Annotated in this window: 26 protein-coding genes; 4 read left to right on the forward strand and 22 right to left on the reverse strand. The window is 67.5% G+C overall.

Annotated elements, in window-relative coordinates:
- Positions 1–147: 147 nt before the first annotated feature.
- From OIM94_RS11635 to OIM94_RS11645, 3 genes are all read right to left on the reverse strand, one after another.
- Positions 148–1,524 carry a UdgX family uracil-DNA binding protein gene (locus tag OIM94_RS11635; RefSeq protein WP_264606891.1) on the reverse strand — a complete coding sequence of 459 codons (1,377 nt, stop codon included), beginning with the start codon at positions 1,522–1,524 and terminating at the stop codon, positions 148–150.
- A 3-nt stretch (positions 1,525–1,527) separates the two neighbouring features.
- Entirely contained in the window at positions 1,528–2,013 is a 486-nt protein-coding gene (locus OIM94_RS11640; protein WP_264606892.1) for a hemerythrin domain-containing protein, read from the reverse strand.
- Positions 2,014–2,093: 80 nt separating this feature from the next.
- Positions 2,094–3,341, reverse strand: a complete 1,248-nt coding sequence (locus OIM94_RS11645) for a putative DNA modification/repair radical SAM protein (protein ID WP_264606893.1) — start codon at positions 3,339–3,341, stop codon at positions 2,094–2,096.
- 91 nt (positions 3,342–3,432) lie between these two features.
- Here OIM94_RS11645 and OIM94_RS11650 point away from each other — a divergent pair, with 91 nt between their 5' ends.
- Complete coding sequence (locus OIM94_RS11650) at positions 3,433–4,647, forward strand: hypothetical protein (RefSeq protein WP_264606894.1); 1,215 nt, start codon at positions 3,433–3,435, stop codon at positions 4,645–4,647.
- Here OIM94_RS11650 and OIM94_RS11655 read toward each other — a convergent pair.
- From OIM94_RS11655 to OIM94_RS11695, 9 genes are all read right to left on the reverse strand, one after another.
- The gene (locus OIM94_RS11655) at positions 4,644–5,054 is read right to left on the reverse strand and encodes a hypothetical protein (RefSeq protein ID WP_264606895.1); all 411 of its coding nucleotides are present in this window, start codon (positions 5,052–5,054) and stop codon (positions 4,644–4,646) included. The genes OIM94_RS11650 and OIM94_RS11655 overlap by 4 nt on opposite strands.
- 56 nt (positions 5,055–5,110) lie before the next feature.
- Positions 5,111–5,644, reverse strand: a complete 534-nt coding sequence (locus OIM94_RS11660) for a demethoxyubiquinone hydroxylase family protein (RefSeq protein ID WP_264606896.1) — start codon at positions 5,642–5,644, stop codon at positions 5,111–5,113.
- Entirely contained in the window at positions 5,641–6,126 is a 486-nt protein-coding gene (locus OIM94_RS11665) for a disulfide bond formation protein B (protein WP_264609894.1), read from the reverse strand. Before OIM94_RS11665 ends, OIM94_RS11660 begins: the two co-directional genes overlap by 4 nt.
- Positions 6,127–6,143: 17 nt before the next feature.
- Entirely contained in the window at positions 6,144–7,472 is a 1,329-nt protein-coding gene (locus tag OIM94_RS11670; protein WP_264606897.1) for a S41 family peptidase, read from the reverse strand.
- A gap of 65 nt (positions 7,473–7,537) precedes the next feature.
- Positions 7,538–8,698, reverse strand: coding sequence for a murein hydrolase activator EnvC family protein (locus OIM94_RS11675; RefSeq protein WP_264606898.1), 1,161 nt, complete (start codon positions 8,696–8,698; stop codon positions 7,538–7,540).
- Positions 8,698–9,120 (reverse strand): 23S rRNA (pseudouridine(1915)-N(3))-methyltransferase RlmH, encoded by a 423-nt coding sequence (locus tag OIM94_RS11680; RefSeq protein ID WP_264606899.1) that lies wholly within the window; start codon positions 9,118–9,120, stop codon positions 8,698–8,700. Before OIM94_RS11680 ends, OIM94_RS11675 begins: the two co-directional genes overlap by 1 nt.
- A gap of 24 nt (positions 9,121–9,144) precedes the next feature.
- A complete protein-coding gene (rsfS, locus tag OIM94_RS11685) occupies positions 9,145–9,498 on the reverse strand; it encodes a ribosome silencing factor (RefSeq protein WP_264606900.1) in 354 nt (117 codons plus the stop codon).
- A gap of 26 nt (positions 9,499–9,524) precedes the next feature.
- Positions 9,525–10,184 (reverse strand): nicotinate-nucleotide adenylyltransferase, encoded by a 660-nt coding sequence (locus OIM94_RS11690; RefSeq protein ID WP_264606901.1) that lies wholly within the window; start codon positions 10,182–10,184, stop codon positions 9,525–9,527.
- A gap of 16 nt (positions 10,185–10,200) precedes the next feature.
- Positions 10,201–11,469, reverse strand: coding sequence for a glutamate-5-semialdehyde dehydrogenase (locus OIM94_RS11695; RefSeq protein ID WP_264606902.1), 1,269 nt, complete (start codon positions 11,467–11,469; stop codon positions 10,201–10,203).
- Positions 11,470–11,493: 24 nt separating this feature from the next.
- On the opposite strand from OIM94_RS11695, the gene OIM94_RS11700 reads away from it, so the two are divergent.
- A complete protein-coding gene (locus OIM94_RS11700; RefSeq protein WP_264606903.1) occupies positions 11,494–12,597 on the forward strand; it encodes a DUF3667 domain-containing protein in 1,104 nt (367 codons plus the stop codon).
- A gap of 36 nt (positions 12,598–12,633) precedes the next feature.
- On the opposite strand, the gene adh is transcribed toward OIM94_RS11700, so the two are convergent.
- From adh to pdxH, 10 genes are all read right to left on the reverse strand, one after another.
- Entirely contained in the window at positions 12,634–14,157 is a 1,524-nt protein-coding gene (adh, locus tag OIM94_RS11705) for an aldehyde dehydrogenase (RefSeq protein WP_264606904.1), read from the reverse strand.
- 135 nt (positions 14,158–14,292) lie between these two features.
- Positions 14,293–15,246, reverse strand: coding sequence for a GAF domain-containing protein (locus tag OIM94_RS11710; RefSeq protein ID WP_264606905.1), 954 nt, complete (start codon positions 15,244–15,246; stop codon positions 14,293–14,295).
- A gap of 64 nt (positions 15,247–15,310) precedes the next feature.
- Complete coding sequence (gene cyoD, locus OIM94_RS11715) at positions 15,311–15,700, reverse strand: cytochrome o ubiquinol oxidase subunit IV (RefSeq protein ID WP_264606906.1); 390 nt, start codon at positions 15,698–15,700, stop codon at positions 15,311–15,313.
- The gene (gene cyoC, locus OIM94_RS11720; RefSeq protein ID WP_264606907.1) at positions 15,697–16,344 is read right to left on the reverse strand and encodes a cytochrome o ubiquinol oxidase subunit III; all 648 of its coding nucleotides are present in this window, start codon (positions 16,342–16,344) and stop codon (positions 15,697–15,699) included. Before cyoC ends, cyoD begins: the two co-directional genes overlap by 4 nt.
- Positions 16,341–18,350 carry a cbb3-type cytochrome c oxidase subunit I gene (locus tag OIM94_RS11725; protein ID WP_264606908.1) on the reverse strand — a complete coding sequence of 670 codons (2,010 nt, stop codon included), beginning with the start codon at positions 18,348–18,350 and terminating at the stop codon, positions 16,341–16,343. The genes cyoC and OIM94_RS11725 overlap by 4 nt, the downstream gene beginning before the upstream one ends.
- 2 nt (positions 18,351–18,352) lie before the next feature.
- Positions 18,353–19,243 (reverse strand): ubiquinol oxidase subunit II, encoded by an 891-nt coding sequence (gene cyoA, locus OIM94_RS11730; RefSeq protein WP_264606909.1) that lies wholly within the window; start codon positions 19,241–19,243, stop codon positions 18,353–18,355.
- Positions 19,236–19,847: a cysteine hydrolase family protein gene (locus OIM94_RS11735; protein WP_264606910.1), complete on the reverse strand. Its 612-nt coding sequence runs from the start codon at positions 19,845–19,847 to the stop codon at positions 19,236–19,238. The genes cyoA and OIM94_RS11735 overlap by 8 nt, the downstream gene beginning before the upstream one ends.
- A 67-nt stretch (positions 19,848–19,914) precedes the next feature.
- Positions 19,915–21,084 carry an MFS transporter gene (locus OIM94_RS11740; protein WP_264606911.1) on the reverse strand — a complete coding sequence of 390 codons (1,170 nt, stop codon included), beginning with the start codon at positions 21,082–21,084 and terminating at the stop codon, positions 19,915–19,917.
- Between the two features lie 55 nt (positions 21,085–21,139).
- Complete coding sequence (locus OIM94_RS11745) at positions 21,140–22,072, reverse strand: cation diffusion facilitator family transporter (RefSeq protein WP_264606912.1); 933 nt, start codon at positions 22,070–22,072, stop codon at positions 21,140–21,142.
- Positions 22,069–22,647, reverse strand: a complete 579-nt coding sequence (pdxH, locus tag OIM94_RS11750; RefSeq protein ID WP_264606913.1) for a pyridoxamine 5'-phosphate oxidase — start codon at positions 22,645–22,647, stop codon at positions 22,069–22,071. Before pdxH ends, OIM94_RS11745 begins: the two co-directional genes overlap by 4 nt.
- Positions 22,648–22,744: 97 nt before the next feature.
- Here pdxH and OIM94_RS11755 point away from each other — a divergent pair, with 97 nt between their 5' ends.
- Both OIM94_RS11755 and ligD read left to right on the forward strand, forming a co-directional pair.
- A complete protein-coding gene (locus tag OIM94_RS11755) occupies positions 22,745–23,611 on the forward strand; it encodes a Ku protein (protein ID WP_264606914.1) in 867 nt (288 codons plus the stop codon).
- On the forward strand, positions 23,604–26,156 hold the full coding sequence (ligD, locus tag OIM94_RS11760; protein ID WP_264606915.1) for a DNA ligase D: 2,553 nt from the start codon (positions 23,604–23,606) through the stop codon (positions 26,154–26,156). Before OIM94_RS11755 ends, ligD begins: the two co-directional genes overlap by 8 nt.
- The last annotated feature ends 39 nt before the right edge of the window (positions 26,157–26,195 follow it).

Below are 26,195 nucleotides of genomic sequence, written 5' to 3' on the forward strand. Positions count from 1 at the left end.
GTTTAGAAATTCGCGAAAGAGCGAATTTCTGGGCGGCACCGGCCCGCTCCCCCACCCGGCCACCCATAGAATAGTGCCGTTGGGTGGCCGGGCGGGGGAGCGGGCCGGTGCCGCGGAATGCGCCTTGGCGCATTCCCCAACAGAGTCTCAGTCGAGCAGCGCCCAGGCGGCGCGCAGGTCCGCGACGAAGTCGCGATACGCCTGCGCCGCCGCCTCGGCATCGGGGAGCCGCAGCAGGTAACTCGGATGCACCGTCACCCAGCCGGTGCCGCCTTCGGGCAACGCCAGCTGCTGGCCGCGCAGCCTGGAGATCGTCGCCGCCTTGCCGGTGATCTGCCGGGCGGCGGTGGCACCAAGCGCCACGACCAGCTTGGGGCGAACCAGCGCCAGTTCCTGCTCGTACCACCAGCGACACGCGGTGATCTCGCCGGCATCGGGCTTGGCGTGGATGCGCCGCTTGCCGCGGGGTTCGAACTTGAAGTGCTTGACCGCATTGGTGACATAGACGCGAGCGCGGTCGATGCCGGCCTCGTCCAGCGCCTTGTCCAGCATCTGCCCGGCGGGGCCGACAAAGGCGCGCCCGGCGAGATCCTCCTGGTCGCCCGGCTGCTCGCCGACCAGCATCATGTCGGCATCGAGCGGCCCCTCGCCGAACACCGTCTGCGTCGCCGGCTGGTAGAGCGGGCAGCGGGTGCAGGCCGATGCCTCGTCGCGCAGCGCTTCCCATGCGCCTTCGACATTGCCGCCTACCGATGCGCGCGCCGTCTCCACCATCGCCGTCTCCCGCGCCCGGGCACCGGCCACAAGCTCCTTCACCAACGCGGTTTCGGGCATGTTTTTCCAGTATTTGCGCGGCATCTCCTTCAGCATCGCGCCGGTCTTGAGCCGGGCGGGGTTGAAGATGGAGGCGTAATAGGTCTTCCACACCGCCTCGACCGGATCGTCGGCGGGCGCGTCGCCGCGGGTCGCGGCCGGGCCTTCGCTGAGCGTCTTGCCGTCCCAGTGGATCGACACCTCGGGCGTGAGGATCGACCAGCGCATGCTGGCAAACCGCTCGACGAAGAAGCGGGCATTGGCGCGGACGATGTGATGCTCGGGCTCGAACCAGGCGATGAAGCGCGCGCCCGCATCGTCGACCAGTTCGCGGAAGCGGACAAAGGCGCGCATCTTGTGGATGTCGCGGCGCACCGCCTTCGCCATCAGCTCCAGCCGGCGGACCAGCGGGTCTGCGCGATCCTCGATCCGATGCGGATCGGTGGCGAGCAGGGTGTAGAGCAGGGCAAAGCGCTGCGGATCGGAATGGAGGACCACCGTCTGCGCCAGCTGGACGAAATCGCGCGGGACCTTGAGCGTCGTGGCGCCTGCCGCGGGCAGCGCGAGGGGCTCGGCGGCGAACAGGTCGCCACTGCCTTCCCCTACCCGCCAGACGATCTCCGGCGGCGCGACATGCGCCTGGGCCAGCGCCCGCGCCGCGTCGCGCCAGCCCTCGAAATCATCCTCGGCGGCAAGCGTTACGGCGCGCAACGCTTACTCGCGCTCGTCGCCCGGCGGATGCGCCTCGGCGCGCTCCAGTTCCTTGGGCTTGCGCTTCTCGAAGATCTTGCCGAGCCGCTCTTCCTCCTCCGACGAGAGTTCCTTCTCGGCGGTCGGGAACATCTCTTCCTCCTCCTCGTCGATATGGTGGAGGTAGCGATCCTTCATCGCGCGGAACTTGGAGAGCCAGGCGGAGGAGGACATCTCGATATCCATCAGTTCGCCGAGCAGATCGTCGACTTCCTTGTGCTCGGATACCGAATGCCGCGCATCCTCGCGCAGCTCCGGGTTGGCGAGCATCGTCGCGTAGAGCGATTCCTCTTCGGCCGCAGCGTGCGACTGGAGCTCGAGGCGGAGCTGCTCGAACAGGTCGCGGCGCTCCTGGCTGTCGCCGGAGGTGGCGTCGATCTTGGCGATCAGCTCGCGCTGGCGATCGTGATCGGCAATGAGGTCGGCGAAGATACGGGGCTGGTCGGCCATCTGGGGTACTCCCTGGGTTCCCAGCCCAAACCGGCGGGCGTGGCGCAGGTTGCTCCCGCGAGTCGTTCGCAGGCCCGCGATCACGCCGCGAACAGCTCCAGCTGCTCTTTCTTGGGCGCGATCCAGGCGCGCAGATCGGCCTTGTCGGTCAGTGCGACGGGGCGCCAGTCGGCCGTGACGATGAACGGGCGGATCTTGGCGAGCGACACGGTGAGCCGTGCGACATCCTCCAGCCGCAGCCGCCGCCATTTGCGCGCGGCGAGGATCGAGGCGACCGCCTTGGTGCCCAGCCCCGGCACGCGGAGCAGCGCCTCGCGCGGCGCGCGATTGACGTCCACCGGGAAACGATCGCGGAAGCGCAGCGCCCAGGCGAGCTTGGGGTCGATGTCGAGCGGCAGCATCCCCGTCGCCGGATCGGCGGCCTGCGCCACCTCGTCCGGACGGAATTCGTAGAAGCGCATCAGCCAGTCGGACTGGTAGAGCCGGTGTTCGCGCATCAGCGGCGGGCGCTGGAGCGGCAGCACCGCGCTGGCATCGGGAATCGGGCTGAACGCCGAATAATAGACCCGGCGCAGACCGAACTGGCCGTAGAGTCCCGCCGCGCGCCCGATAATGTCGCCGTCGGTCGCGGCATCAGCGCCGACGATCATCTGGGTCGACTGGCCCGCGGGCGCGAACTTCGGCGCCGAGCGATAGCGCTTGCGCGCGTCCGCCCCGTCCATGATCGCGGTGCGCATGCCCAGCATCGCCCCTTCGATGCGCGGCGCGGACTTTTCCGGCGCGAGCCGCTTGAGCCCCGCCACGGTCGGCAGCTCGACATTGATCGAGACACGATCGGCATGGAGCCCGGCCTGATGAATCAGCTCGGGATCGGCATCGGGGATCGTCTTGAGGTGGATATAGCCGCGGAAATCATGATCCTCGCGCAGGGACCGCGCGACCTCGACCAGCTGCTCCATCGTGTAGTTGGACGAGCGGATGATGCCCGAGGAGAGGAACAGGCCCTCGATGTAATTGCGGCGGTAGAAATTCAGCGTGAGGTCCACCACCTCGGCTGGCGTGAACCGCGCGCGGCGCACGTTCGAGCTCTTGCGGTTGATGCAATAATGGCAGTCGAAGATGCAGCTGTTGGTCAGCAGGATCTTGAGCAGGCTGATGCAGCGACCGTCCGGCGCATAGGCATGGCAGATGCCCATGCCGGTGGTCGAGCCCAACCCCTTGCCGTCCTTCGACGTGCGCTTCGTCGTCCCCGAAGACGCGCAGGACGCATCATATTTCGCGGCATCGGCGAGGATCGCCAGCTTTGCACGGGTGTCGAGTTGCGCCATCCCGTTCCTTCTATGTTCTCAATCCCTTGCTGTCCAGATGGACGCTCGGCCATCGGCCCTGTACCAGCGACGGGCGGAGGGATTGCGAGACATGGCGCGAACGATCGACAAGCGAGTGGCGGTGCTGGCGGCGGCGATGCTCGTCACCTGCCTGCTCGGCTGGCTGTTCAAGGCACATTGCACCACGCGGGGCTGGGTCGACGCGATCCAGTACACCACCGGCTGCTACAGCGATGCGATGCCGTTCTGGGCCGGGCGGCACGTCGACGAGGGGCTGATCCCCTATTTCCAGACGCCGGTGGAATATCCGGTACTCACGGGCGTGCAGATCTGGTTCGAGGGCGCGATCACACGGGGGCTGTTCGGCCGATCCGCCAACGACGTCGCGTTCCTCGGTGCGGTCACCATCGCCAATGCGCTGCTCGCCGGGCTGATCCTGTGGATGTTCGCGCGCAGCGGGATGGATCGCACCCGGCTGTGGCTCTGGGCGGCGGCACCGCCGCTGATCCTGTATCTCGGCCATAACTGGGATCTGGGCGCGGCAGCCTTCGCGGTGGCGGCGCTGCTGGCAGCGCAGCGACAAAAGCTGGTGCTGGCCGCCGCGCTCGCCGCGCTGGGCGCCGCCGCCAAGCTGTTTCCGGCACTGCTGCTGCCGCTGATCGGCCTGTCCGCGCTGTTCGCGCCCGGCGAGCCCTGGCGCACGCGGATCGGCACGGCGGCCACCTGCACGCTCGTCGCGATCGGTGCCTGGGCGGCGGTCAATCTGCCGGTCGCGATCGCCGCGCCGGACAACTGGTCCGAATTCTACCGCTTCTCCGCCGCGCGCTCCGGCACCGCGGGGTCGACCTGGGAAATCCTGTCGACCCAAGGCTTCTGGGTGACGGACGTGCCGACGCGCAACCTCTACGCCTCGCTTGCCTTCCTGGCAGGCGCCGCTGCGATCGTCGCGCTTGGCTGGCGACAGCATCGCGGGCATCTGTGGGTTCTCGCCACTCCGGTGCTTGCCTGGTTCCTGCTCACCAACAAGGTCTGGTCGCCGCAGTTCGACCTGTGGCTCTACCCGCTGCTGGTGATGACTACGCCGCGCCTGAGGCCGCTGGCGCTCTTCGTGATCGGCGACATTGCCGCCTATTTCGCGGAGTTCTGGTGGTTCGCGGGCATGGCGGGAGCATGGCCCTATGCGACGCCGCACGACATCCTGCTAGCCGCCAGCGTACGCGGCGTGGCGATGCTGTGGCTGATCGCCGACGCGGTACGCCTGCCGGCGCCCGCCTGGATCGGCCGGGCGCCGCGCCGCGCCGCTTAGGGCAGCGGCAGCTCGGTCTCGGCCTTCTTCATCGCACGTCGCTCGGCGCGGGCGGCGGTCGCGCGCTGGACGAAGCAGCCGGTCTGGCCGCCGACACCCACCGTCGAGCAGCTGCCGGTGCCGAAATTGCCGGAGGTCAGCGCATCCTGCGAGCGCACCGCCCAGGCCTCGCCCTTCTGCGGCGTGGTGGGCGTGGTGTCCCGGATGTTCTTCGGGATGCGGAAGCGCTCGCCTTCGTCCAGACGCTGGCAGACGACGATTTCCTCGCCGTTCTTATTGGTCGGGCACTTGTCGTTGCCGTAGATGATCAGCACGCCGTTCTGCACGGCGTTCTGCGCATGCGCCGGCGCAGCAGCGAACAGCGGCGCAGCCGCCGCCGCGGTGATGATCGCGATCCTCTTGAGCACCCTGTTTCTCCTCAACTCCAGCGCGATCCTGGCAGGATGCGCGTTAACCGCTGCTTTCAGACCCGCTTCGACACCGCGATCGCCAGGCGACACCCGGCGCGGATGACGGCTGACAGCACCGGATAGCCCGGCGTCGTTTCCGCGCCCGAGGCGATCGCGGTATCGCGATGCTCGATCTCCTCATCGCGGAAGCGCGCGACGGCGTCGCGCAGTTCCGGATCGGAATCCCCCAGTTGCGCCAGCTGTGCGGCGTAATGAAGATCGATCTCGGTTTCGATCGCCGCCGTGCAGGCCATCGCGGCCCGCGGGCCCATCGCCGCGGTCACCATCCCCAGCGCGAAGCCTGCCACGTCCCACAGGGGCTGGATCAGCGTCGGCCGCACGCCCCGCTTGGCGATCATCGCGTCGAAAAACGCGCGGTGATGCTCTTCCTGATTCGCCATGCCGGCAATGGTGCGGGCCGTTGGCGTACGGTCGCCCATCACTGCCAGCTGCCCCGCATAGATGCGGGTCGCGCCATATTCGCCCGCCTGGTCCACCCGGACCATGGCGTCATGGCTCTCGCGCCGATCCCCCGGCTTCCAACTCATCGTACCGACCTCCGCGTGGCCAGCAGCGCGATCAGCACCGCGCCGCCGAGCGACAGGATGGCGTTATAGCCGGCAAGGCTGATGCCGAACATCGTCCATTGGGGCACGTCGCAGCGCACGATCGGGCGACGCAGTGCCTCGGTCAGCATCTCCATCGGCGAACCTTGGGTGGGCGTGGCCGTGCAGGCGGTGACACCCTGCCACCAATGATATTCGGTGCCGGCGTGATAGACGCCGATCGCGCCGCTCACCGCGATGAGCAGCGCGGCCAGCAGCACCAGTGCCGCCACCTGCCGCCGCCCGCGCACGAAAAAGGCGAGCAGCGCCACGACGATCGCCGCCAGATGCGGCCAGCGCTGCCACACGCACATCTCGCACGGCACCAGGCCGCCGACGAACTGGGATCCCAGCGCGCCGCCCAGCAGCAGCAGCGGGAGCAGCAGCGCGAGCCAGCGGGCGAGCACCGGAACGTTGCGCGGCATCTGGCGCAGGGGGCGGCTCACTTGCCCGTGCTCGCGCTGGCGGTCTTGCCCAACCGCGCGATGGTTTGCACGGCGTAGCTGAGCTGGAAGTCGTCGACGCCCTTTTTCTTCAACTCCTCCGCGGTGGCGGTGAAGCGCGGATCGGTCGTGGTGTCCTCCTCGAGCACACCATCATCCACCTTCTCCTGGTTGATCAGGTGGCGGCGCAGATCGGCCTCGCGCAGCACCGGCCGCGACTTGTAGTCCGGATCGGAGAGCTGCGGCACGACGATGTCGGGTTTGATGCCGCCTTCCTGCACCGAATGGCCGGACGGCGTGTAGTAGCGCGCGGTGGTGAGCCGCAGTGCAGCCCGCTGGCCCATCGGGAGGATCGTCTGCACCGATCCCTTGCCGAAGCTGCGCACGCCCATCACGATCGCGCGGTGATGGTCCTGCAGCGCGCCGGCGACGATCTCCGAGGCGGAGGCCGTGCCCGAATCCGTCAGCACGATCACCGGCAGCCCCTTGGCGAGATCGCCGGGGAACACGCTCTCGGCATAATAGCGCTCGATATCGGTCTTCTCGCGGCCGCGCTGCGAGACGATCTCGCCATGATTGAGGAAGACGTCCGCCACCGCGATCGCCTCGGTCAGCAGGCCGCCGCCATTCTCGCGCAGGTCGACGATATAGCCGAGCGGCTTGTGGCCCAGCTTCTTCTCGATCGCCTGGACGGCGAGCGCGGTGTCGCCGCCGGTATGCGCGGTGAAGGTGTTGATGTTGAGGATGCCGACGCCGTCCTTAATCTCCCACTTCACCGGCTTCTGGGTGATGATCTCGCGGGTGAGCGTGAACTGCAGCGGCTTGTCGGCACCCGGGCGGACGATGGTCAGCGCGATCTTGGTGCCGGGTGCACCGCGCATCTGCGTGATCGCCTCGTCGAGACTGCCGCCGACGATGAACTTGCCGTCCAGATGGGTGATGAAGTCGCCCGACTTGATGCCCGCCTTGGCCGCGGGTCCGTCCTCGGTCGGCGCGATCACCTTCACGGCGCCGTCCTGCTGGGTGACGGTGAGGCCGAGGCCGCCGTAATTGCCCTCGGTCTGGATCTTGAGATTGTCGAAATCGAGCCCGTCGGCAAAGCTGCTGTGCGGATCCAGCGCCGCCAGCATCCCGTCGATCGCGCCCTTCACCAGCGTCTTGTCGTCGACCTTGTCGACATAATTGGCCTTCACGGTGTTGTAGACTTCCATGAAGGTGTCGAGCTCGCGGTAGCTGCTGGTATCGACCCCCGCCATGGCACCGGATGTGATGGGAATGATCGCGAGTGCGCCGACGGCGGCGGAAACCTGAAGAAACGAACGCAGCATCAAGAGACTTTCCGGAAGGGCGGTCTGGCTAATGTAGGCGAGACTAACGGGATTTGCACGCTGTGTCAGTCGAGCAATTGGGTCAGGTCCAGCGGCTGCCCGCGGCGACGCAGCTCGACCGTGACGCGCGGGCCGGCGGTGCCGAGCGGGGCGCCCTGCCCGATCGCGGCTCCGGGACGCACCGCCAGGGTAGCGAGACCGGAGAGCAGGCTGGTCCAGCCTTTGCCGTGATCGACGATGACCACCTGCCCATAGCCGGCGAACGGCGCGGCATAGGCGATCGTGCCCGCTGCAGGTGCGACGACCTCCCGTCCGGGCGTACCGTCGAAGGTCAGTCCGCGCGCGCGGACGCCGGCGGGAGACACTTCCCCGAAGCCGGTGACGAGGCGACCGGCGACGGGAAGCCGATAGGGCGGCGCGCCCCGTGCCGGGGCTGTCGCCGTGCCGGGGCGCGGGAGCGGGCCGCTCAGCGCCAGCAGATCCGATCGCACCTGTCCGGCCGTGAGCTTGCGATCCTCGGCAGCGGCAAGGTCGCGCGCGGTTTCGCCCAGCGCAAGCGCGCGATCCGACTCCGTCAGCGCGTCGCGGCCCAGGGTCATCGCGCGCAGGCGGTGCTGCGCTTCGAGCTGGAGTGCGGCGACCCTGCGCGCTTCAAGATCGGCGCGGCGCTTCCGCAGATCGGCCACGGCGCCGGCCGTCGCGGTTCGCAGCGCACGCGACCGGGCGAGATCCGCTCGCACGCTGGCGCTGCGCGCGCGGATGGACGGCAACAGGCTGGCGAGCGTCGCGCGGACATGGACGAGATCCTGCGCCGATCCCGGTTGGGCGAGCGCCAGCACCGCCGGCCGGCGCGCCATCGCCTGGAGCGCGGCGACCAGCTCCAGCGCCGGGCGCTGGCGCTCGGCAAAGGCGGTGCGCTGGCGGGCGAGCAGCCGGTCGAGCAGCATGACGCGCGCCTCGGCCGCCGCCTGCTCGGCTTCCGCCGCCTTGATCCGCTGCGCCGCCGCGGCCTGCTCGGCGCGTGCGCGGGCTTCGCTATCGCGCTCGGCCGCGGCGGCGCGATCGAGTTCGGCCGCGCGCGCCTCGGCTGCCTTGGCCGCCTGCGTGGCTTCGGTTGCGGTGCGCGCCGTCTGTTGCGTGGGATCGGGCTGCGGCTGGGCAAGTAGGCCGGTCACGGCGATCGCGACCAGCGCTGCCGCGATGCCGAGGCTGCGGCCCACGCCCATCAGCCTTCGCGGTGATAGGGATGGTTGGCGAGGATCGAGACGGCGCGCCAGAGCTGCTCGGCGAGCATGGCGCGCGCCATCATGTGCGGCCAGGTCGCCTTGCCGAAGCTGAGCAGCATGTCGGCCTCGGCGCGCGCGGCGTCGTCGAAGCCGTCGGCCGCACCGATCAGGAAGCGCGTCTCGCGCACCCCGTCGTCGCGCCACGCACCGAGCCGGGTGGCCAGCGTCTTGGAGGGCAGGTTCTCGCCGAGTTCGTCGAGCATCACCACGCGGGTGCCGGGGCCGAGCACCGGCATCTTGCCGCCGGTATCGGGCAGTTCGGTGACGCGCGTGCCCCAGGTCACCCGCTTCAGATAGCGGTCGACCAGTTCGGCCTCGGGGCTGCGCCCGATCCGGCCGCGCGCGACGATGTGCAGCAGCATTGCGCGCGGACCTTCGGGATCAGATCAGGCCTGGCCCTCGAACGACCACATCCGCTCGAGATTGTAGAAGCTGCGCACTTCCGGGCGGAACAGGTGGACGATCACGTCGCCCGCGTCGATCAGCACCCAGTCGGCGGCGGGCAGGCCTTCGATGCGGGGCGTGCGGCCCTGCTCGGCCTTGATCTTGTCCGCCAGCTTCATCGCCATCGAGGCGACCTGCCGGGTCGAGCGGCCCGATGCGATCACCATGTAATCGGCGATGCTGCTCTTGCCGGCGAGCGGGATCGAGACGGTTTCCACCGCCTGGTCGTCCTCCAGCGAGGTGAGCACGAGCCTATGCAGCGCTTCGACGCTGTCGGCGTCGTTCGAACGCTGCATATTGGGGGAAGTGGCCAAGGTTGCTCCTAGTCTATCGACGGTCTGTGCAAAGTGAGTGGAGACGGCGCCGGCCCTTCCTTTTCCACGCTTGGAGAAGTGCCGAGGAAACGCCGATGCCAGGCGGGATCGGCAGCCCGAAGGCGCGTTGCCGACGTCGGATCGGGGCGGAAGCGCAACAGCACAAGTGCCGGCAATCTCCATCGCGTCCAATGTTTCGCCTGGCCTGCGGGCCGCACAGCGCGCCGCAGCCAACCCATTGCAGGACTTGCATGGGCACCCCTGTCATACCCCGGACGCGCGATCACCGCAATCGGAACCTGACGGGCGATGTGTCGCCACCGTTCCCAGCGATGGAACTGCGCCAGATTGTCCGCCCCCATCAGCCAGATGAAGCGATGATTGGGATAGATCCGGGGCAGCTTGGTGAGCGTATCGGCGGTGTAGCGGGTCTTGAGCTTCTTCTCGATGGCGGTCGGCCGGATCGGCGCGTGCCGCGCCATCGCCCGTGCCGAGGCGAGCCGCGCCTGGAACGGCGCCATGCCCGCCTTGTCCTTGAGCGGATTGCCGGGCGAGACCATCCACCAGACTTCATCCAGGTCCAGCGCGCGCAGGGCATGCAACGACAGCCGCCGGTGCCCGCGATGCGCCGGATTGAACGAGCCCCCGAGAAGACCGATGCGTTTCAACGGGTGATCGAGACGCTCAGGGCCGCGCCTGGCCAGTGCCGAGAACCAGCCACTTGTAGGTGGTAAGCCCCTCCAGCGCCACGGGTCCGCGCGCGTGGAGACGGCCGGTGGAGATGCCGATCTCGGCCCCCAGACCGAACTCGCCGCCATCGGCGAACTGGGTGGAGGCGTTCCACATGACGATCGCGCTGTCGACGCCGTTCAGAAAGCGGGCGGCGGTGTCCGCATCCTCGGTGAGGATCGCGTCGGTGTGGCGCGAGCTGTGCGCGGCGACATGTGCCATGGCGGCGTCCACCCCGTCGACCAGCCGTACCGAGAGGACCGCATCGAGATATTCGGTGTCCCAATCTTCGTCCGCCACCGGCTGCACGCGCGCGTCGAGCGCCTGCACCGCCGCGTCGCCGCGCAGCTCGCACCCGGCCTCGGCCAGCGCGGCAAGGATCGGCCTGGGATCCGCAAAGGCGCGGTCGATCAGCAGCGTCTCGGTCGAGCCGCAGATGCCCGTCCGGCGCATCTTGGCATTGACCGCGAGCGCCACCGCCATCGCCGGATCGGCGGCACGGTCGACATAGGTGTGGTTGATGCCGTCGAGATGCGCGAGCACCGGCACGCGCGCCTCGGCCTGGACGCGTGCGACCAGCCCCTTGCCCCCGCGCGGCACGACCATGTCGATCAACCCTTCGGCGGTAAGCATCGCACCCACCGCGGCGCGATCGGTGATCGGCACCAACTGGATGGCATCGGCGGGGGCACCGGCGGCGGTCAGCCCCTGCACCAGTGCGGCATGGATAGCGCGGTTGCTGCGAATCGCCTCCGATCCGCCGCGCAGGATCGCGGCATTGCCCGACATCAGACACAGCGCGCCGGCATCGGCGGTGACGTTCGGCCGGCTTTCATAGATGATGCCGATCACGCCGATCGGCACGCGCACGCGCTTGAGGACGAGGCCGTTGGGCCGCGTCCGTTCGTCGATCGCACTGCCTACAGGATCTTCCAGACCCGCAACGGCCTCGATGCCGGAGGCCATGCCCTCGATCCGGCGGGCATCAAGGAGCAGCCGATCGAGCATCGCATCGGAAAGGCCGTTCGCCTTGCCCGCCGCCATGTCTTCGGCATTGGCGGCAAGGATCGCGGGTTCCGCCGCGCGGATCGCTCCGGCGGCGGCCCGCAGTGCCTGGGCCTTGGCCGGGCTTGGCATCGCCGCGAGCACCGTGGCGGCGGCACGGGCGCGCGCGCCCATGTCGGCGATCAGCATCTGGGTGTCGGGCGTGTCGAAATCGGCCATGCTGCAGTCGCTAGCACGAAGCCTTTGAAGCTGATAGCCTCCGGTCTCATGGGGGAATTCGACGCAGCCGGCGAACTGGTGATGGGGGGCATGCTCGGTCGTGCGGTGGAGCCGCATGCCGGGGAGCGCCATGGGCATGGACATGGGCATGGGCAGGCCACGATCTGCCTGAACTGCGCGACCGCGCTGATCGGCCCGCATTGCCATAAATGCGGGCAATCCGGGCACGTCCATCGCTCGCTGGGCGCGATCGGGCACGAGCTGCTGCACGGCGTCGCGCATTTCGAGGGCAAGATGTGGCGCACATTGCCGCTGCTCGCCTGGCGTCCGGGCGACCTGACCCGCCGCTACATCGCCGGTGAGCGCGCGCGCTTCGTCTCGCCCATGGCGATGTTCCTCTTTTCCATCTTCACCATGTTCGCGATCTTCCAGATCCTCGGCATCTCGACGCCGACCGATCTCGACAGCGCGATGGCGAAGCCCGCCGCCGCGATTCAGCAATCGATCAAGAAGCAGGAAGAGAGCCGCGACAAGAACGTGGCCAGGCTCGCCAAGCTCGCGGCGGACGATGCGGATCGCGCCGAGCTGCAACGCGATATCGCCAAGGCGAATCGCGAAATCGCCTCGCTGAAGACCGCTGCCGCGCAGATCGGCCACGGCACGGACAAGGAACAGGAGTTTACCGCCCATACCGGCTGGCACACGCTCGATCACGGCATCGAGAAGTGGCAGAAGAACCCGGCGTTGATGCTCTACAAGCTGCAATCGAGCATCTACAAATTCTCGTGGCTGCTGATCCCGCTGTCGCTGCCCTTCGTGTGGCTGCTGTTCTTCTGGAAGCGGCAGTACAAGCTGTACGACCATGCGGTGTTCGTCACCTATTCGATCGCCGCTATGTCGCTGCTGTTCATCGGGATCACGCTGTTGCACGCGGTGCATGTATCGAGCGGCGTCCTGGGCAGCCTGGCGATGTTCGTGCCGCCGGTGCACATGTGTCGCCAGCTGAAACAGGCCTATCAGCTGCGCTGGTGGTCGGCGATCCTGCGCACCGGCGTGATGCTGTGGTTCATCACCATCATCGCCACGCTGTTCCTGCTGATCCTGGCGCTGCTCGGCATCATGGGATGACCCCCGCGCCGGCTGCCCGGCGCAGGGGGAACCCGTTCAGAAAAAGCCCAGCTTCTTCGGGCTGTAGCTGACCAGCATGTTCTTGGTCTGCTGATAGTGATCGAGCATCATCTTGTGGTTCTCGCGCCCGATGCCGGACTGTTTGTAGCCGCCGAACGCCGCGTGCGCCGGATAGGCGTGGTAGCAGTTGGTCCAAACCCGGCCCGCCTTGATCGCGCGGCCGAAGCGGTAGCAGGTGTTGGCGTCGCGGCTCCACACGCCGGCGCCGAGGCCGTAGAGCGTGTCGTTGGCAAGCTGCAGCGCCTCGTCCTCGTCCTTGAAGGTGGTGACGGAAAGGACGGGCCCGAAGATCTCCTCCTGGAAGATCCGCATCTTGTTGTGCCCGCGGAACACGGTGGGCTGGACGTAGAAGCCGCCCGAGAGCTCGCCGCCCAGCTCCGCCGCGCCGCCGCCGATCAGCAGCTCGGCGCCTTCCTGCCGGCCGATGTCGATGTACGACAGGATCTTCTGCTGCTGCTCGGACGAGGCCTGTGCGCCGATCATCGTCGCGGGATCGAGCGGGCTGCCCTGGACGATCGCCTGCACCCGGGCGAGCGCGCGCGCCATGAAGCGGTCATAGATCTTCTCATGAACCAGCGCGCGGCTGGGGCAGGTGCACACCTCCCCCTGGTTGAGCGCGAACATCACGAAGCCCTCGACTGCCTTGTCGAAGAAATCGTCATCCTCGCGCGTCACGTCGTCGAAGAAGATGTTGGGCGATTTGCCGCCCAGCTCCAGCGTGACCGGGATCAGATTTTCGCTCGCATACTGCATGATCAGCCGGCCGGTGCTGGTCTCGCCGGTGAAGGCGATCTTGGCGATCCGGCGCGAGGAGGCGAGCGGCTTGCCGGCCTCCAGCCCATAGCCGTTAACGATGTTGAGCACGCCCGGCGGCAGCAGGTCGCCGATCAGCTCTGCCCAGACGAGGATCGAGGCGGGCGTCTGCTCGGCCGGCTTGAGCACCACGCAGTTGCCCGCTGCCAGTGCGGGGGCGAGCTTCCACGCGGCCATGAGCAGCGGGAAGTTCCACGGGATGATCTGGCCGACCACGCCCAGCGGCTCGTGAAAATGATAGGCGATGGTGTCGTGGTCGATCTCGCCGATCGAGCCTTCCTGGCCGCGCACGACGCCCGCGAAATAGCGGAAATGGTCGATCGCCAGCGGCACGTCGGCGGCCATGGTCTCACGGATGGGCTTGCCATTGTCCCAGGTCTCGGCAGTGGCGAGCTTCTCCAGGTTCGCCTCCATCCGGTCGGCGATGCGAGTCAGGATCAGCGCGCGTTCGGCAACCGGGGTCCGGCCCCAGCCATCGGCCGCAGCGTGGGCGGCATCGAGTGCCAGTTCGATATCGTCGGCGTCGGATCGCGCGATCTCGCCCACCACTTGGCCGGTTACCGGCGAGACGTTCCGGAAATAGCGGCCTGCTCTGGGAGCGACGAAGCGGCCGCCGATGAAATTGTCGTAGCGCGCCGCGAAGGGCGCCTTGAGCGCCGTCGCGCGTTCTTCAACCAGCATGTCCATGTGCCCGGATCCTCTTGCCTAGATGTCAGCGCCGTGCTCGGCGTCGGGGCGGAGGATGCGCGCGGCGGCGCCGCGCCGGAAGCGGGCCCGTGGCGGCGGACGGGAGGATCTGTCTCAGCCGCGAGACAGGCAGGCTCAGTGGCGGATGCCCGCCTTGTGCAGACGCCGGTAGAGGGTCGCCCGGCCAATACCCAGCATCCGCGCCGCGGCACTGGCATTGCCGCCGGCACGGGCCAGCGCCTGGCGCAGCACCGCGCGATCGGCATCGTCGAACGAGGGCGCGGCGCCCTCGCCCAGCAGCGATTCGAGCGGCTGCGGGGTAGCGAGCGCGCGGGTACCAAGCCCCAGCCGCAGCCGCGCGCCCCGGCTGGCGCCCACCACCAGATCGTCGCGATCCACCGCCAGTAGCGCGGTGCCGGTGGCTGCCTCGTCGGCGAGAAACAGAATGCGGCGATCGGCGAAGTGGCGGCAGAAATAGTCGCGCTCGATCCGCCGCGCGGCATCGCGCACCAGCGAGGCGATCATCTCCGCCATCGCCGGGCCATGGTCGGCGCGGCAGCTCGACACGTCGAGCGCGGCGACCAGCCGCCCCTCGGGATCGTGGACCGGCGCATCCATGCAGCTGATGCCGATATTGCGGCTGGCGAAATGCTGGTCACGGTGGATGATCACCGGCTTATCCTCGAACAGGCAGGTGCCGATGCCGTTGGTGCCTTCCTCCGCCTCTCCCCAGCGCGCGCCCTCGACCAGCCCGGCGCGGGTAAAGGCGTCGACGTCGCCCGGACCAGCGCGGGTCTCGAGGATCACCCCTTCCGCATCGCTCAGCACCACACCGCAGCCGCTGCGACCGACGGTACGGAACGTCTCGTCCAGCACCGGCGCGGCGACCGCGAGCAGCGGCTCGTGCTGCGTCCGCCGTTCGGCCAGCGCAGCGCCGCCGATGCGTTCGCCGCGACCGGTCTCGGGATCAAGCTTGTGGTGGAGCGCCGAGCGGCACCAGGAGGCTGCGAGCGGGGACACCGCGGCGCTGCTTGGCGAGCGGACGGCATCGAGAACGATATCGGCATGGCGCGGCGACTGGACAGGCATCGGCGACTCCGTGGTGCGGCCATGCTGCGCCCGATGCTGCGCACCCGTCAACCCGCCGACCGGCTCAGGGGAAGCCGTGCATCTGCCGCCCCATCGGCATCATCGCATGGTCGAGATGGCCGAGGATCCACACCGATCCGCCGATCAGCAACAGCACCACCAGCGTGCCGAAGGCGAGCGCCAGCGCATTGTTGGTATTGTCCGGCCCGCTCGATACATGGAGGAAGAAGACGAGGTGGACGCCCATCTGCGCGATCGCGAGCACGATCAGCGCCATCGGGATCGCCGGCCGCCAGACCAGCGGCAGGTTCAAGACCGCGAACGCCGCCACCGTGAGCAACGCCGCGATCCCCAGCCCTACTGCATAGCTGGAAACGCCACCGGCAAATTCCTCGCCCTGTGCTGCTTCATCGCCTGGGGCGGTGTCGGCAGGGTCGGACTCGCGCTCGCTCATGGCGCCACTCCCATCAGATAGACCATGGTGAAGATGCCGACCCAGACGATGTCGAGCGCGTGCCAGAACAGGGTGAAGCACATCAGCCGCCGCAGCACCTGCGGCCGGAAGCCCTTGCGCCAAAGCTGCGCCATCATCGTGCCGAGCCAGAGTAATCCCACCGCGATGTGCAGGCCGTGCAAGCCGACCAGGCCGAAAAAGGCGGACAGGAAGGCGCTGCGCTGCGGGCCCGCACCCTTGCCGATCATCTCGGCGAACTCGATCAGTTCAAGCCCAAGGAACACCGCGCCGAGCAGGCCCGTGGCGAGCAACCAGGCCAGCGCGGGCAGCAGCTTGCGCTTCTCCGCCGCCACCCCCGCCAGCCCGCAGGTGAAGCTGGATAGCAACAGCGCGGCCGTCTCGATCGCGACGCGCTGCTGCCCGAACAATTCGTGGGAGGAGGGCCCGCCTGCGGTCTGCTTGGCGAGTACCGCATAGGCCGCGAAGAAGCCGGAGAAGAGGATGATGTCGCTGAGCAAATAGATCCAGAAGCCATAACCCACGGTGGTGCGCTTGCTCGCCGGGCCGCCCTCGCCACGCCCGGTCGTACTGTCGGATCCGCCGCCGCGGCCGATGCGATAGGGGTCCTGCGCCGATGCCGTCATGCCGGCTGCTCCCGGTTTTCCTCAAGCCACTTGCGACGCGCGGCACGACGATCGCGGTCGATCCGCGCAACCTGCTCGGCCGGGATCTCCTTCTCTTCCTCGTCCCGCCAGGCGAAGACGACGAAGGTGGCATAGGCGCCGGCAAAGCCGAGCGCTGCCAGCCACCAGATCATCCAGATCATCGCGAAACCGATCAGCGTGGCGAAAAAGGCGGTGACGACGCCGGTCGCAGTGTTGCGTGGCATCTCGATCGCTTCGTACTTCGGTTCGTCGGCCAGTCCCTGGCTCTCGATCGCCTGGCGCTTGATCGTCCAATAGGGCTCCTCGCCGTGCACGCGTGGCAGCACCGCGAAGTTGAACGCCGGCGGCGGCGACGAGGTCGCCCATTCGAGCGATCGGCCGTCCCAGGGGTCGCCGGTCAGGTCGCGCAGCTGGTCCCGGTTCCGGATACTGACAATGATCTGAAGAATCTGCGAGGCGACGCCGAGGATCATCACGCCGATCCCCGCCACCGAGACATAGAGCCAAGGCGCCCATTCGGTGAAGTCGATATGCTGCAGCCGCCGGGTCATCCCCTCCAGCCCCAGCACGTACATCGCGCCGAACACGATCAGGAAGCCGGCCAGTGTCAGCCAGAAGGCCATCTTCCCCCAGAACTCGTCGAGCCGGAAGCCGAACGCCTTGGGGAACCAGTAGGTGATCCCGGCGAAGGCGCCGAAGATCACGCCGGAGTTGATGACATTGTGGAAATGCGCGACCAGGAACATCGAATTGTGCAGCATGAAATCGGCCGGCGGCACCGCGAGCAGCACCCCGGTCATCCCGCCGATGATGAAGGTCATCATGAAGGCCAGCGACCACAGCATCGGCGTGGGGAAGCGCAGGCGGCCGCCATACATGGTGAACAGCCAGTTGTAGATCTTCACGCCCGTGCCGACCGCGATGATGCTGGTCGCGATGCCGAAGGCCGCGTTGACGTCGCCACCCGCGCCCATCGTGAAGAAATGGTGGAGCCATACCGTGAAGGAGACAACGACGATGAACAGCGTCGCCGCGACCATCGAGCGATAGCCGAACAGCGGCTTGGACGAGAAGGTGGAGAAGATTTCCGAGAAGATGCCGAACGCCGGCAGGATGAGGATGTAGACCTCCGGATGCCCCCAGGCCCAGATGAGGTTGACGAACATCATCATGTTGCCACCGGCTTCGTTGGTGAAGAAGTGAAAGCCGAGATAGCGGTCGAGCGTCAGCATCGCGAGCGTGGCGGTGAGGATCGGGAAGGCCGCGACGATCAGCATGTTGGCGCCGAGCGCGGTCCAGCAGAACATCGGCATGCGGAGATAGCCCATGCCCGGCGCGCGCATCTTGAGAATGGTCGTCACCAGGTTGATGCCGGACATCAGCGTGCCGACGCCCGAGATCTGGATCGCCCAGACGTAGTAATCCACGCCGACGCCCGGCGAGTAGGTCGTTTCGCTCAAGGGCGCATAGGGCAGCCAGCCGGTGCGAGCGAACTCGCCGATGACGAGGCTCATGTTGACGAGCAGCGCACCCGAGGCGGTGAGCCAGAAGCTCGTCGAGTTGAGCGTCGGGAAGGCGACGTCGCGTACCCCGAGCTGGAGCGGCACGACGAAGTTCATCAGCCCGATCACCACCGGCATCGCGCCGAAGAAGATCATGATCGTGCCGTGGGCGGAGAAGATCTGGTCGTAATGCTCGGGGGGCAGATAGCCCTGGGCATGCCCGATCGCGCTGGCCTGCTGGGTGCGCATCATGATCGCGTCGACAAAGCCGCGCAGCAGCATGACGAGGCCCAGCAGCACGTACATCACCCCGATCCTCTTGTGATCGACCGAGGTGATCCATTCCTTCCACAGAGTGGGCCAATGCCCCTTCACCGTGATCCAGCCGAGCACGGCAAGCAGGGCGAGACCCACGCCGCCCGCGGCGATCAGCGGGATCGGCTGGCTGAACGGAATAGCGGACCAGGTGAGCTTACCGAGCATCGTCACTCCGCCGTTCCGGGGGAAATCTGGGGTTGGCCGTCGCGCCCCTGTTCAGGGCCCGGCGCGGGCAGGAGATGCTGCGCGACCACCATGTCGAACAGCTGCGGCTGCACCGCGCCCCAATGCTTGGGCGGTTCATGCTGGCTCTGGCGGGCGAGCACGCGGTAGGCCGGCGCATCCAGGATCCCGCCCGCCGCTTTCACCCCCGCCACCCAGCGGGTGAAGTCCGCCGCCGGCACCGCCTGCAGCCGGAAGTTCATGTCCGAGAAGCCATCGCCGCTATAGTGCGCACTCTGGCCGTAATAGCTGCCAGGCTGATCGGCACGCAGGTGCAGCGTCGTCACCATGCCGTTCATCGTGTAGATCTGGCTGCCGAGCCGCGGCACGAAGAAGCTGTTCATCACGCTTGCCGAGGTGAGCCGGAAGCGGATCGGCACGCCCGCCGGCACCACGGGCCGGTTGAGCGTGGCGATGCCCTGCGCGGGATAGACGAACAGCCATTTCCAATCGAGCGACACCACCTGCACCTCGAGCGGTGGCGTCTTATCCTGCAGGGGCTTGGCGGGGTCGAGATCGTGGCTGCCGATCCAGATCAGCCCGCTGAGGAACAGGATGACGAGCAGCGGAATGGACCAGACGATCAGCTCGATCCGCCCCGAATAGACGAATTCCGGCCGGTACCGGGCCCTGGCATTGCCAGCGCGGAACCACCAGGCGAAGGCCAGCGTGGCGAGCATCGTCGGCACCACGATGGCGAGCATGATTGCGAGGGAATCGAGCAGGATCGTGCGATTGTTGGCGCCGATCGGCCCTCCCGGGCGCAGGATGCTCGCACCGCTGCACCCGCCCAGCAGGAGAAGCAGCGGCAGAAGGCGCGCGCCTTGCCTAGCCATGCTGCGCCTCGGCCAGCCAGTCGGCAGGGGAACGTGCATGGGTTGCAGCGATATCGGCGCCCATGCTCTGCGCGATGATCTCCAGCGCCCAGCGGCCGCGATCATCGTCCTGTGTCGCCACCGCATCCTCGGGTACCCACAGCGCATAGTCCCGCATGTGCGCGTCGCCGGCGGTGAACAGCACGCAGATGTCGGTCGCCACCCCGGTCAGCACTAGTCGCCGCACGCCCAGCTTGGGCAGCAGCACCGGCAGGTTGGTCGCGTAGAAGCCGGAGAATTGGGGCTTGAGCACAAAATAATCGCAGTCGCGCGGCTTGAGGCGGGCGAGCCCAGCCGTCGCATCATCGAACGCGCGTTCGATCAGCAGCGACTTCTCCGAATGCCACTCGCCGAAATTGTCGTTGACGTAGACCGTGGGCAGATCGGCGGCGTCAAACGCATCGCGCAGCTTGCAGATGGGATCCGCGATCGCCTCGGCGCGGGCGCGCAGGGCCTCGCCACCTTCGAAGTCGAAGGTGTTGATCAGGTCGATGATCAGCAGCGCGGCGGCCGCCCCGCCCTGATCGCGCGCAGGTGCCGTGGCGCCCGTTTCGGGTTCTTCCATGGGGCAGCACTCCTCCTGCCCGCGCCAACGAGGGGTGCGCGCTGCCGTTCCCGCGAAATCGCCTAGGTTAGTGCTTTCGGCGGCTGACCAGCTGGAGCAGCGCCGCGACGGTCGAGACGCCGCCGCCGAGCAGCGCGACGCCGCCCCATCCGCCGATGCCCCAGGCAAGCGTCGCCGTGGCCGACCCCGCCGAGGCACCGAGGAACATCGATCCCATCAGCACGGTGTTCAGCCGGGCCCGCGCCTCGGGCCGCAACGCAAAGATGATGTGCTGGTTGGAAACGAGGGCGCTTTGCACCGCGAAGTCGAGAACGACCACCCCGATCACCAGCGCCGCGATGCTTGCCCACAGTCCGAACAGCAGCCAGCTCGCCACCGCCAGCAGCGCGCCGATCAGCACGACGAGATGCGGCCCACGCTTGTCGGCGATCCGGCCCGCCAGCGGCGCACCGAGGATACCGGCTGCGCCCACCACGCCAAACAGCCCGGCCACGTCCGCGCCGAGGCCGAAGCGCGGCGTCTGCAGATACAGCGCCAGGATCGTCCAGAACGCGGTGAAGCCGGCAAACAGCAGCGCCTGGGTGAGGGCCGCCAGCCGCAGCGCCGGAAATTCACGCCAGAGCTGGCCGAGCGAACCGAGCAGCGCACCATAGGTCAGTGTCGCATCGGGTGCACTGCGCGGCAGCCGCCACGCCATGATCGCGGCAGTACCCAGCGCCAGCGGAACGCCCAGCCAGAACATCTCACGCCAGCCTGCATGGGTACCGACAAAGCCAGACAGCGTGCGGCTGAGCAGGATGCCGCAGAGCAACCCCGCCATCACCGTGCCAACGGTCTGCCCGCGCTTGGCAGGCTCGGCGAGATGCGCGGCGAACGGCACGATCTGCTGCGCGACGCTCGCCGCTGCACCCACCAGCAGCGAGGCGCCGATCAACAGCCACGCATTGGGGGCCAGGGCGGCCGCGACCAGTGCGCCGGCCAGCACCAGGAACTGGATTACGATCAACCGCTTGCGCTCGTGCAGGTCGCCCAGCGGCACCAGCAGGAACAGCCCCGCGGCGTAGCCGAGCTGCGTCGCGGTCGGCACCAGTCCCGCTGCGTGGCCGGGCAGATCGCGCTCGATGATGCCGAGCAGCGGCTGGTTATAGTAGATGTTGGCAACCGCGATCCCCGCCGCCGCCGCCATGGCGAAGGTCAGGCCGCGGCTGAGAAGGGTAGGTGCTTGGGGTGCGTGCAAAGCGTCGACTCCTCGGGCGTTCGACCGCCCAGATAGGGAGCCGACCGCCCGCCCGTTACTGTCCGATGGTTTGTGGACCGCCTTCATCGAGCAAATTGGTCTCGGCCATCGCATTGTCGGGCTCGTCGACATGGCCGTCCGGATCGACATGGATCAGGATCTCGGTGTCCGGAAACGCCTCGCCCAGCGCGCCCTCCAGCCGCTCGACCACGTCGTGCGCCTCGGCGATCGTCATGCAGGCGCGCATGGCGACGTGGAACTGCACGAAATCGCGATTGCCGCTGGTGCGGGTGCGCAGGTCGTGCAGGCTCTTCAGCTCCGGATGTTCGGCGGCGATCTCGACGAAGCGGCGGCGCTTCTCCTCGGGCCATTCGCGGTCCATCAACTGGTCGATCGCCGCCACCGAGGCACGCCAGGCGCCCCACAGCAGCCAGAAGGCGATCGCGATGCCGAACACGGGGTCCGCACCGGGCAGCCCGAAATAGCTTTCGCAGACCAGCGCGGCGATCACGGCCGCGTTGAGGAACAGGTCGGAACTATAGTGGATGCTGTCGGTCGTGATCGCGATCGATCCGGTCTGGCGGATCACCGAGCGCTGATACTGGGTCAGTGCCAGCGTCACCAGGATTGCGATCACCGAGACCACGATGCCCGCCTCCGGATCGGCGCTCAGCTGGTTGGTCAGCAGCCGCTGCACCGCGCGCAGCAGGATCGCGCAGCCTGAAATGGCGATGATCACCACCTGGAACAGCGCCGCCAGCGCCTCGGCCTTGCCATGGCCGAAGCGATGCTCGTCGTCCGCCGGCTGCGACGCCCAATGCACCCCGCCCAGCGTCACCAGCGAGGCAACGAGGTCGAGCCCCGAATCGGCGAGGCTGGCGAGCACCGCCACCGATCCCGTCTTCACCGCCGCATAAGATTTGAGCGCGCCGAGGAACAGCGCGCTGCACACGCTGGCGATGGCGGCACGGCGCGCGAGGTTGGTCACGGGAACAGCATGCCTTCCTGCCAGCCGTCGCCGAGGCGGGTGAAGACACGGCGTTCGTGCAGGCGGTGTTCGCGGTCGAGCCAGAACTCGATCCGCTCGGGGGTCACGCGATAGCCGCCCCAGTGCGGCGGGCGCGGCACCGGCTGACCCTCGAACCGCGCCTGTACTTCGGCGAAGCGTGCCTCGAAGGTCGCGCGGGCATCGAGTGGGCGCGACTGGTCCGAGGCCCAGGCACCGAGCTGCGAATCACGGCCGCGGCTGGCGAAATAGGCGTCCGACTCAGCGTCGCTGGCGAAGCCGATCGGCCCTTCGATGCGGATCTGGCGGCGCAGCGACTTCCAGTGGAAGAGCAGCGCCACGTTCGGGTTGGCGGCGAGATCGCCCGCCTTGCGGCTCTCGCGGTTGGTGTAGAAGACGAAACCGCGTTCGTCATAGCCCTTCAAGAGCACCATTCGTACCGATGGGCGGCCCTGCGCGTCCGCCGTCGCCAGCGCCATCGCATTGGAATCGTTGATCTCGGTGGTACGCGCCTCGGTGTACCAGCTGTGGAAAAGCGCGAAGGGATCGGTGCTCATGGGGTCTGCCTCTACAGCCTAAACGCCGCCGTTGCGATGGGCGGAACATGGTGCCCTTTGGGGAATTGAATCGGCGCTGCAACGAGGAGACTTCCGCATGCCCGCGCGCGCCTATTGGCAGGGACAGATACGGCTGGCCCTCGTTTCGATTCCCGTCGAGATTTACACCGCCACCAAGTCCGGCGCGCAGATCGCGTTCCACCAGATCCACGAGCCGAGCGGCCAGCGGATCAAGTACGAGAAGGTCGCGCCCGGTGTCGGCGCGGTCGAACCCGACGAGATCGTCAAGGGCTATGAGGTCGAGAAGGGCGAATATGTCCTGCTCGAGCAGGACGAGATCGACGCGGTGAAGCTCGAATCGCGCAAGACGCTGGAGCTGACCCAGTTCGTCGATGCCGATGAGATCGACGTGCTCTATTACGAGCGGCCCTATTTCGTGGTGCCGGCCGACGACTTGGCGGAGGAAGCGTTCATCGTGCTGCGCGAGGCACTGCGGCGCGCGCGCAAGGTGGGGCTGGGCCAGCTGGCGATGCGCGGCCGCGAATATGTGGTGAGCCTCAAGCCCTGCGGGCGCGGCATGATCCTCGAGACGCTGCGCTATGCCGACGAGGTGCAGAAGGCGCAGGGCTATTTCCGCGAGATTCCCGACAGCGAACCTGACCCCGAGCTGCTCGACCTCGCCCAGACGCTGATCGAGAAGAAGGCGAGCAAGTTCGACCCCAAGGGGTTCCACGACCGCTATGTCGATGCGCTTCGCGACCTGATCGAGAAGAAGAAAAAGGCCAAGGGTGCCAAGATCCTGGAGGATCCGGACAAGCCGGACAACCGCGGATCCAACGTGGTCGACCTGATGGCGGCACTCAAAAAGTCGCTGAACACCGGCGACGCCAAGCCGGCGGCCAAGGCCAAGGCCCCGACGAAGAAGGCAGCGACCAAGAAGCCCGCGGCGAAGAAGCGTGCCTGACGCCAACAGCCTCACCCGCTACAATGCCAAGCGCGACTTCGCCAAGACCGCGGAGCCGGCCGGCACGGTGGCGAAGTCCGGCGGCAACCGCTTCATCGTCCAGAAGCACCACGCGACCCGCCTGCACTGGGACTTCCGGCTGGAAGTGGACGGCGTGCTCAAGAGCTGGGCGGTGACGCGTGGGCCCAGCCTCGATCCCGACGAGAAAAGGCTGGCGGTGCGGACCGAGGACCATCCGCTCTCCTATGCCGATTTCGAGGGGACCATTCCCAAGGGCGAATATGGCGGCGGCACGGTGATGCTGTGGGACAGCGGCAGCTGGGAGCCGGTGCCGGGCAAGAGCGCCAAGGATCTGGCGAAGGGCCATCTCCATTTCGTGCTGCATGGGACACGGATGCAAGGCGAATGGCTGCTGATCCGGTTGAAGCCCCGCGGCAAGGAAAAGGCGGAGAACTGGCTGCTCCGCAAGATCGACGACGGCTTTGCGGGCGCCACGGACGAGCTGGTGGAGACGGGCCTCACCAGCGTCACCACCGGGCGAACGATGCAGGAGATCGCCGAGGGCGCGAAACCCAAAAAAATCCTGGGGCGGAAGCGACCCGCCCTCCATCGTCATCCCCGCGAAGGCGGGGATCCATCAGCAAATCGCTCAGCAGCAAGAGCCGAGACGACTCCATCGATGGATTCCCGCCTTCGCGGGGATGACAAAGGTGAAACTGGCGCACGGTCCCGTGAAGAGTCCAAGGCGCCTCCCTTCCAGCAGCCCCAGCTCGCCACGCTGGTCGACACGGTGCCCACCGGCAACCAGTGGCTGCACGAAATCAAATATGACGGCTATCGCGCGCTGATCGCCACCGGCAGCGGCGGGCCGAAGATCTACACGCGCTCGGGCCTGGACTGGACCGAGAAATTCCCCGGCATCGCCGAAGCCGCCGCCGCCCTGCAGCCGGCCGCGCTGCTCGATGGCGAGATCGTCGCCATGAAGGACGGCAGACCCGACTTCTCCACTTTGCAGGAAGCGATCTCCGCGGGCGGCGACGGCCTGCTCTTCTTCGCCTTCGACCTGCTCGCCGAAGCCGGTGAAGACCTCACCGCCCTTCCCCAGCTCGACCGCAAAGAACGGCTGCGCGCGCTGCTCGACGGCGCCGACGATCGCATCCGCTTCTCCGAACACATCATCGGCCAGGGCGAGAAGCTGTTCGATAGCATGTGCAGCGAAGGCTTTGAGGGCGTCGTCTCGAAGCGTGTCGATGCGCCCTATCGCGGCACCCGCAGCAAGGCGTGGCTCAAGATCAAGTGCACGCACCGCCAGGAATTTGTGATCCTCGGCTGGAGCGCCTCCAGCGCCAAGGGCCGCGGCTTCAAGTCGCTGCTGCTCGGGCTGAACGGGCCCGAGGGACTCGTCTATGCCGGGAAGGTGGGGACGGGGTTCAATACCGAGACGCTGCTGTCGCTCCGCGAACGCCTCGATACGATGGCCACGGAGAAACCCGCCGCCAAGGTCCCCCGCCCCGAGGCGCGCGGCGCGCGCTGGGTGAAGCCAGAGCTGGTCGCGGAGATCGCCTTTGCAGAGTTCACTGCCGAGAAGGTCGTCCGCCATGCCAGCTTCCTCGGCCTGCGCGAGGACAAGGCGGCCGATGCCGTCGTCGCGGAAGAACCCGCACCGCTCCCTGAAGCCGCGCCGTCCTCGATCAAGATCAGCAGTCGCGACCGCGTGATCTTCCCGGAATCGAAACTCACCAAGGGCGACCTTGCCGACTATTATGCCGCGGTCGCACCGATCGCGCTGCCCTGGCTTGCCGAACGTCCGATCAGCCTGGTCCGCTGTCCGCAGGGCCGCGCCAAGCAATGCTTCTTCCAGAAGCACGATGCGGGGAGCTTCGGCGAACAGGTCCATCACGTCGACATTCGCGAGAAGGACGGCTCGACCGAGCCCTATCTCTACCTCTCCGATGCCGACGGCATGCTGGCCTGCGTGCAGATGGGGACGATCGAATTCCATGGCTGGGGATCGCGCGTCGCCGATGTCGAGAAGCCCGACCGGCTGGTGTTCGATCTCGATCCCGACGAAGGCCTGGATTTCGCGGTGGTGAAGAAGGCCGCCGAGTTCCTCAAGGAGCAGCTCGCCGAGATCGGGCTCACCAGCTGGCCGATGCTCTCCGGGGGCAAGGGCGTACACGTGGTGGTGCCGCTGGTGCCGCAGGCCGAATGGCCCGCCGCCAAGAGCTTTTCGGAACGCTTCGCCCGCGCACTGGCCCAGGCCGAGCCCGAACGGTTCACCGCCAACCTGAAGAAGGCGAGCAGGACGGGCCGTATCTTCATCGATTATCTGCGCAACCAGCGCGGATCGACCGCGGTGCTGCCCTATGTCGCGCGAGCGCGCGAAAACGCCCCCGTCGCTACCCCCGTGACGTGGACCGAGCTGCGCGACATCGACCACGCGCGCATCTTCACGATCCAGGACGCGGACAGACTGCTGGAACGCGCCGCCAGCCGATCGTTGCGCGGCTGGGGCACGGCCGACCAGACGCTCCCCGATCTGTAACCGCAGTGTCACGAGGATTTCGCACGGGCCGCCTAGCGG

The organism is Sphingomonas sp. R1 (genome assembly GCF_025960285.1).
In the GTDB taxonomy this organism is placed as follows: Bacteria; Pseudomonadota; Alphaproteobacteria; order Sphingomonadales; family Sphingomonadaceae; genus Sphingomonas.

Excerpts from the sequence above, each read along its gene's own strand:
- pdxH (WP_264606913.1), bottom strand. The coding sequence starts at position 22,647 with ATGAGCACCGATCCCTTCGCGCTTTTCCACAGCTGGTACACCGAGGCG.
- OIM94_RS11680 (WP_264606899.1), bottom strand. The coding sequence starts at position 9,120 with ATGCTGCTGCACATCGTCGCGCGCGGCCGGATCGGGCGCAGCCCCGAG.
- OIM94_RS11670 (WP_264606897.1), bottom strand. The coding sequence starts at position 7,472 with ATGCTGCGTTCGTTTCTTCAGGTTTCCGCCGCCGTCGGCGCACTCGCG.
- OIM94_RS11665 (WP_264609894.1), bottom strand. The coding sequence starts at position 6,126 with ATGCCGCGCAACGTTCCGGTGCTCGCCCGCTGGCTCGCGCTGCTGCTC.
- OIM94_RS11755 (WP_264606914.1), top strand. The coding sequence starts at position 22,745 with ATGCCCGCGCGCGCCTATTGGCAGGGACAGATACGGCTGGCCCTCGTT.
- OIM94_RS11695 (WP_264606902.1), bottom strand. The coding sequence starts at position 11,469 with ATGGCCGATTTCGACACGCCCGACACCCAGATGCTGATCGCCGACATG.
- OIM94_RS11735 (WP_264606910.1), bottom strand. The coding sequence starts at position 19,847 with ATGGAAGAACCCGAAACGGGCGCCACGGCACCTGCGCGCGATCAGGGC.
- rsfS (WP_264606900.1), bottom strand. The coding sequence starts at position 9,498 with ATGCAGCGTTCGAACGACGCCGACAGCGTCGAAGCGCTGCATAGGCTC.
- OIM94_RS11660 (WP_264606896.1), bottom strand. The coding sequence starts at position 5,644 with ATGAGTTGGAAGCCGGGGGATCGGCGCGAGAGCCATGACGCCATGGTC.
- OIM94_RS11710 (WP_264606905.1), bottom strand. The coding sequence starts at position 15,246 with ATGCCTGTCCAGTCGCCGCGCCATGCCGATATCGTTCTCGATGCCGTC.
- OIM94_RS11645 (WP_264606893.1), bottom strand. The coding sequence starts at position 3,341 with ATGGCGCAACTCGACACCCGTGCAAAGCTGGCGATCCTCGCCGATGCC.
- cyoD (WP_264606906.1), bottom strand. The coding sequence starts at position 15,700 with ATGAGCGAGCGCGAGTCCGACCCTGCCGACACCGCCCCAGGCGATGAA.
- OIM94_RS11675 (WP_264606898.1), bottom strand. The coding sequence starts at position 8,698 with ATGGGCGTGGGCCGCAGCCTCGGCATCGCGGCAGCGCTGGTCGCGATC.
- OIM94_RS11650 (WP_264606894.1), top strand. The coding sequence starts at position 3,433 with ATGGCGCGAACGATCGACAAGCGAGTGGCGGTGCTGGCGGCGGCGATG.
- cyoA (WP_264606909.1), bottom strand. The coding sequence starts at position 19,243 with ATGGCTAGGCAAGGCGCGCGCCTTCTGCCGCTGCTTCTCCTGCTGGGC.
- cyoC (WP_264606907.1), bottom strand. The coding sequence starts at position 16,344 with ATGACGGCATCGGCGCAGGACCCCTATCGCATCGGCCGCGGCGGCGGA.
- adh (WP_264606904.1), bottom strand. The coding sequence starts at position 14,157 with ATGGACATGCTGGTTGAAGAACGCGCGACGGCGCTCAAGGCGCCCTTC.
- OIM94_RS11640 (WP_264606892.1), bottom strand. The coding sequence starts at position 2,013 with ATGGCCGACCAGCCCCGTATCTTCGCCGACCTCATTGCCGATCACGAT.
- OIM94_RS11725 (WP_264606908.1), bottom strand. The coding sequence starts at position 18,350 with ATGCTCGGTAAGCTCACCTGGTCCGCTATTCCGTTCAGCCAGCCGATC.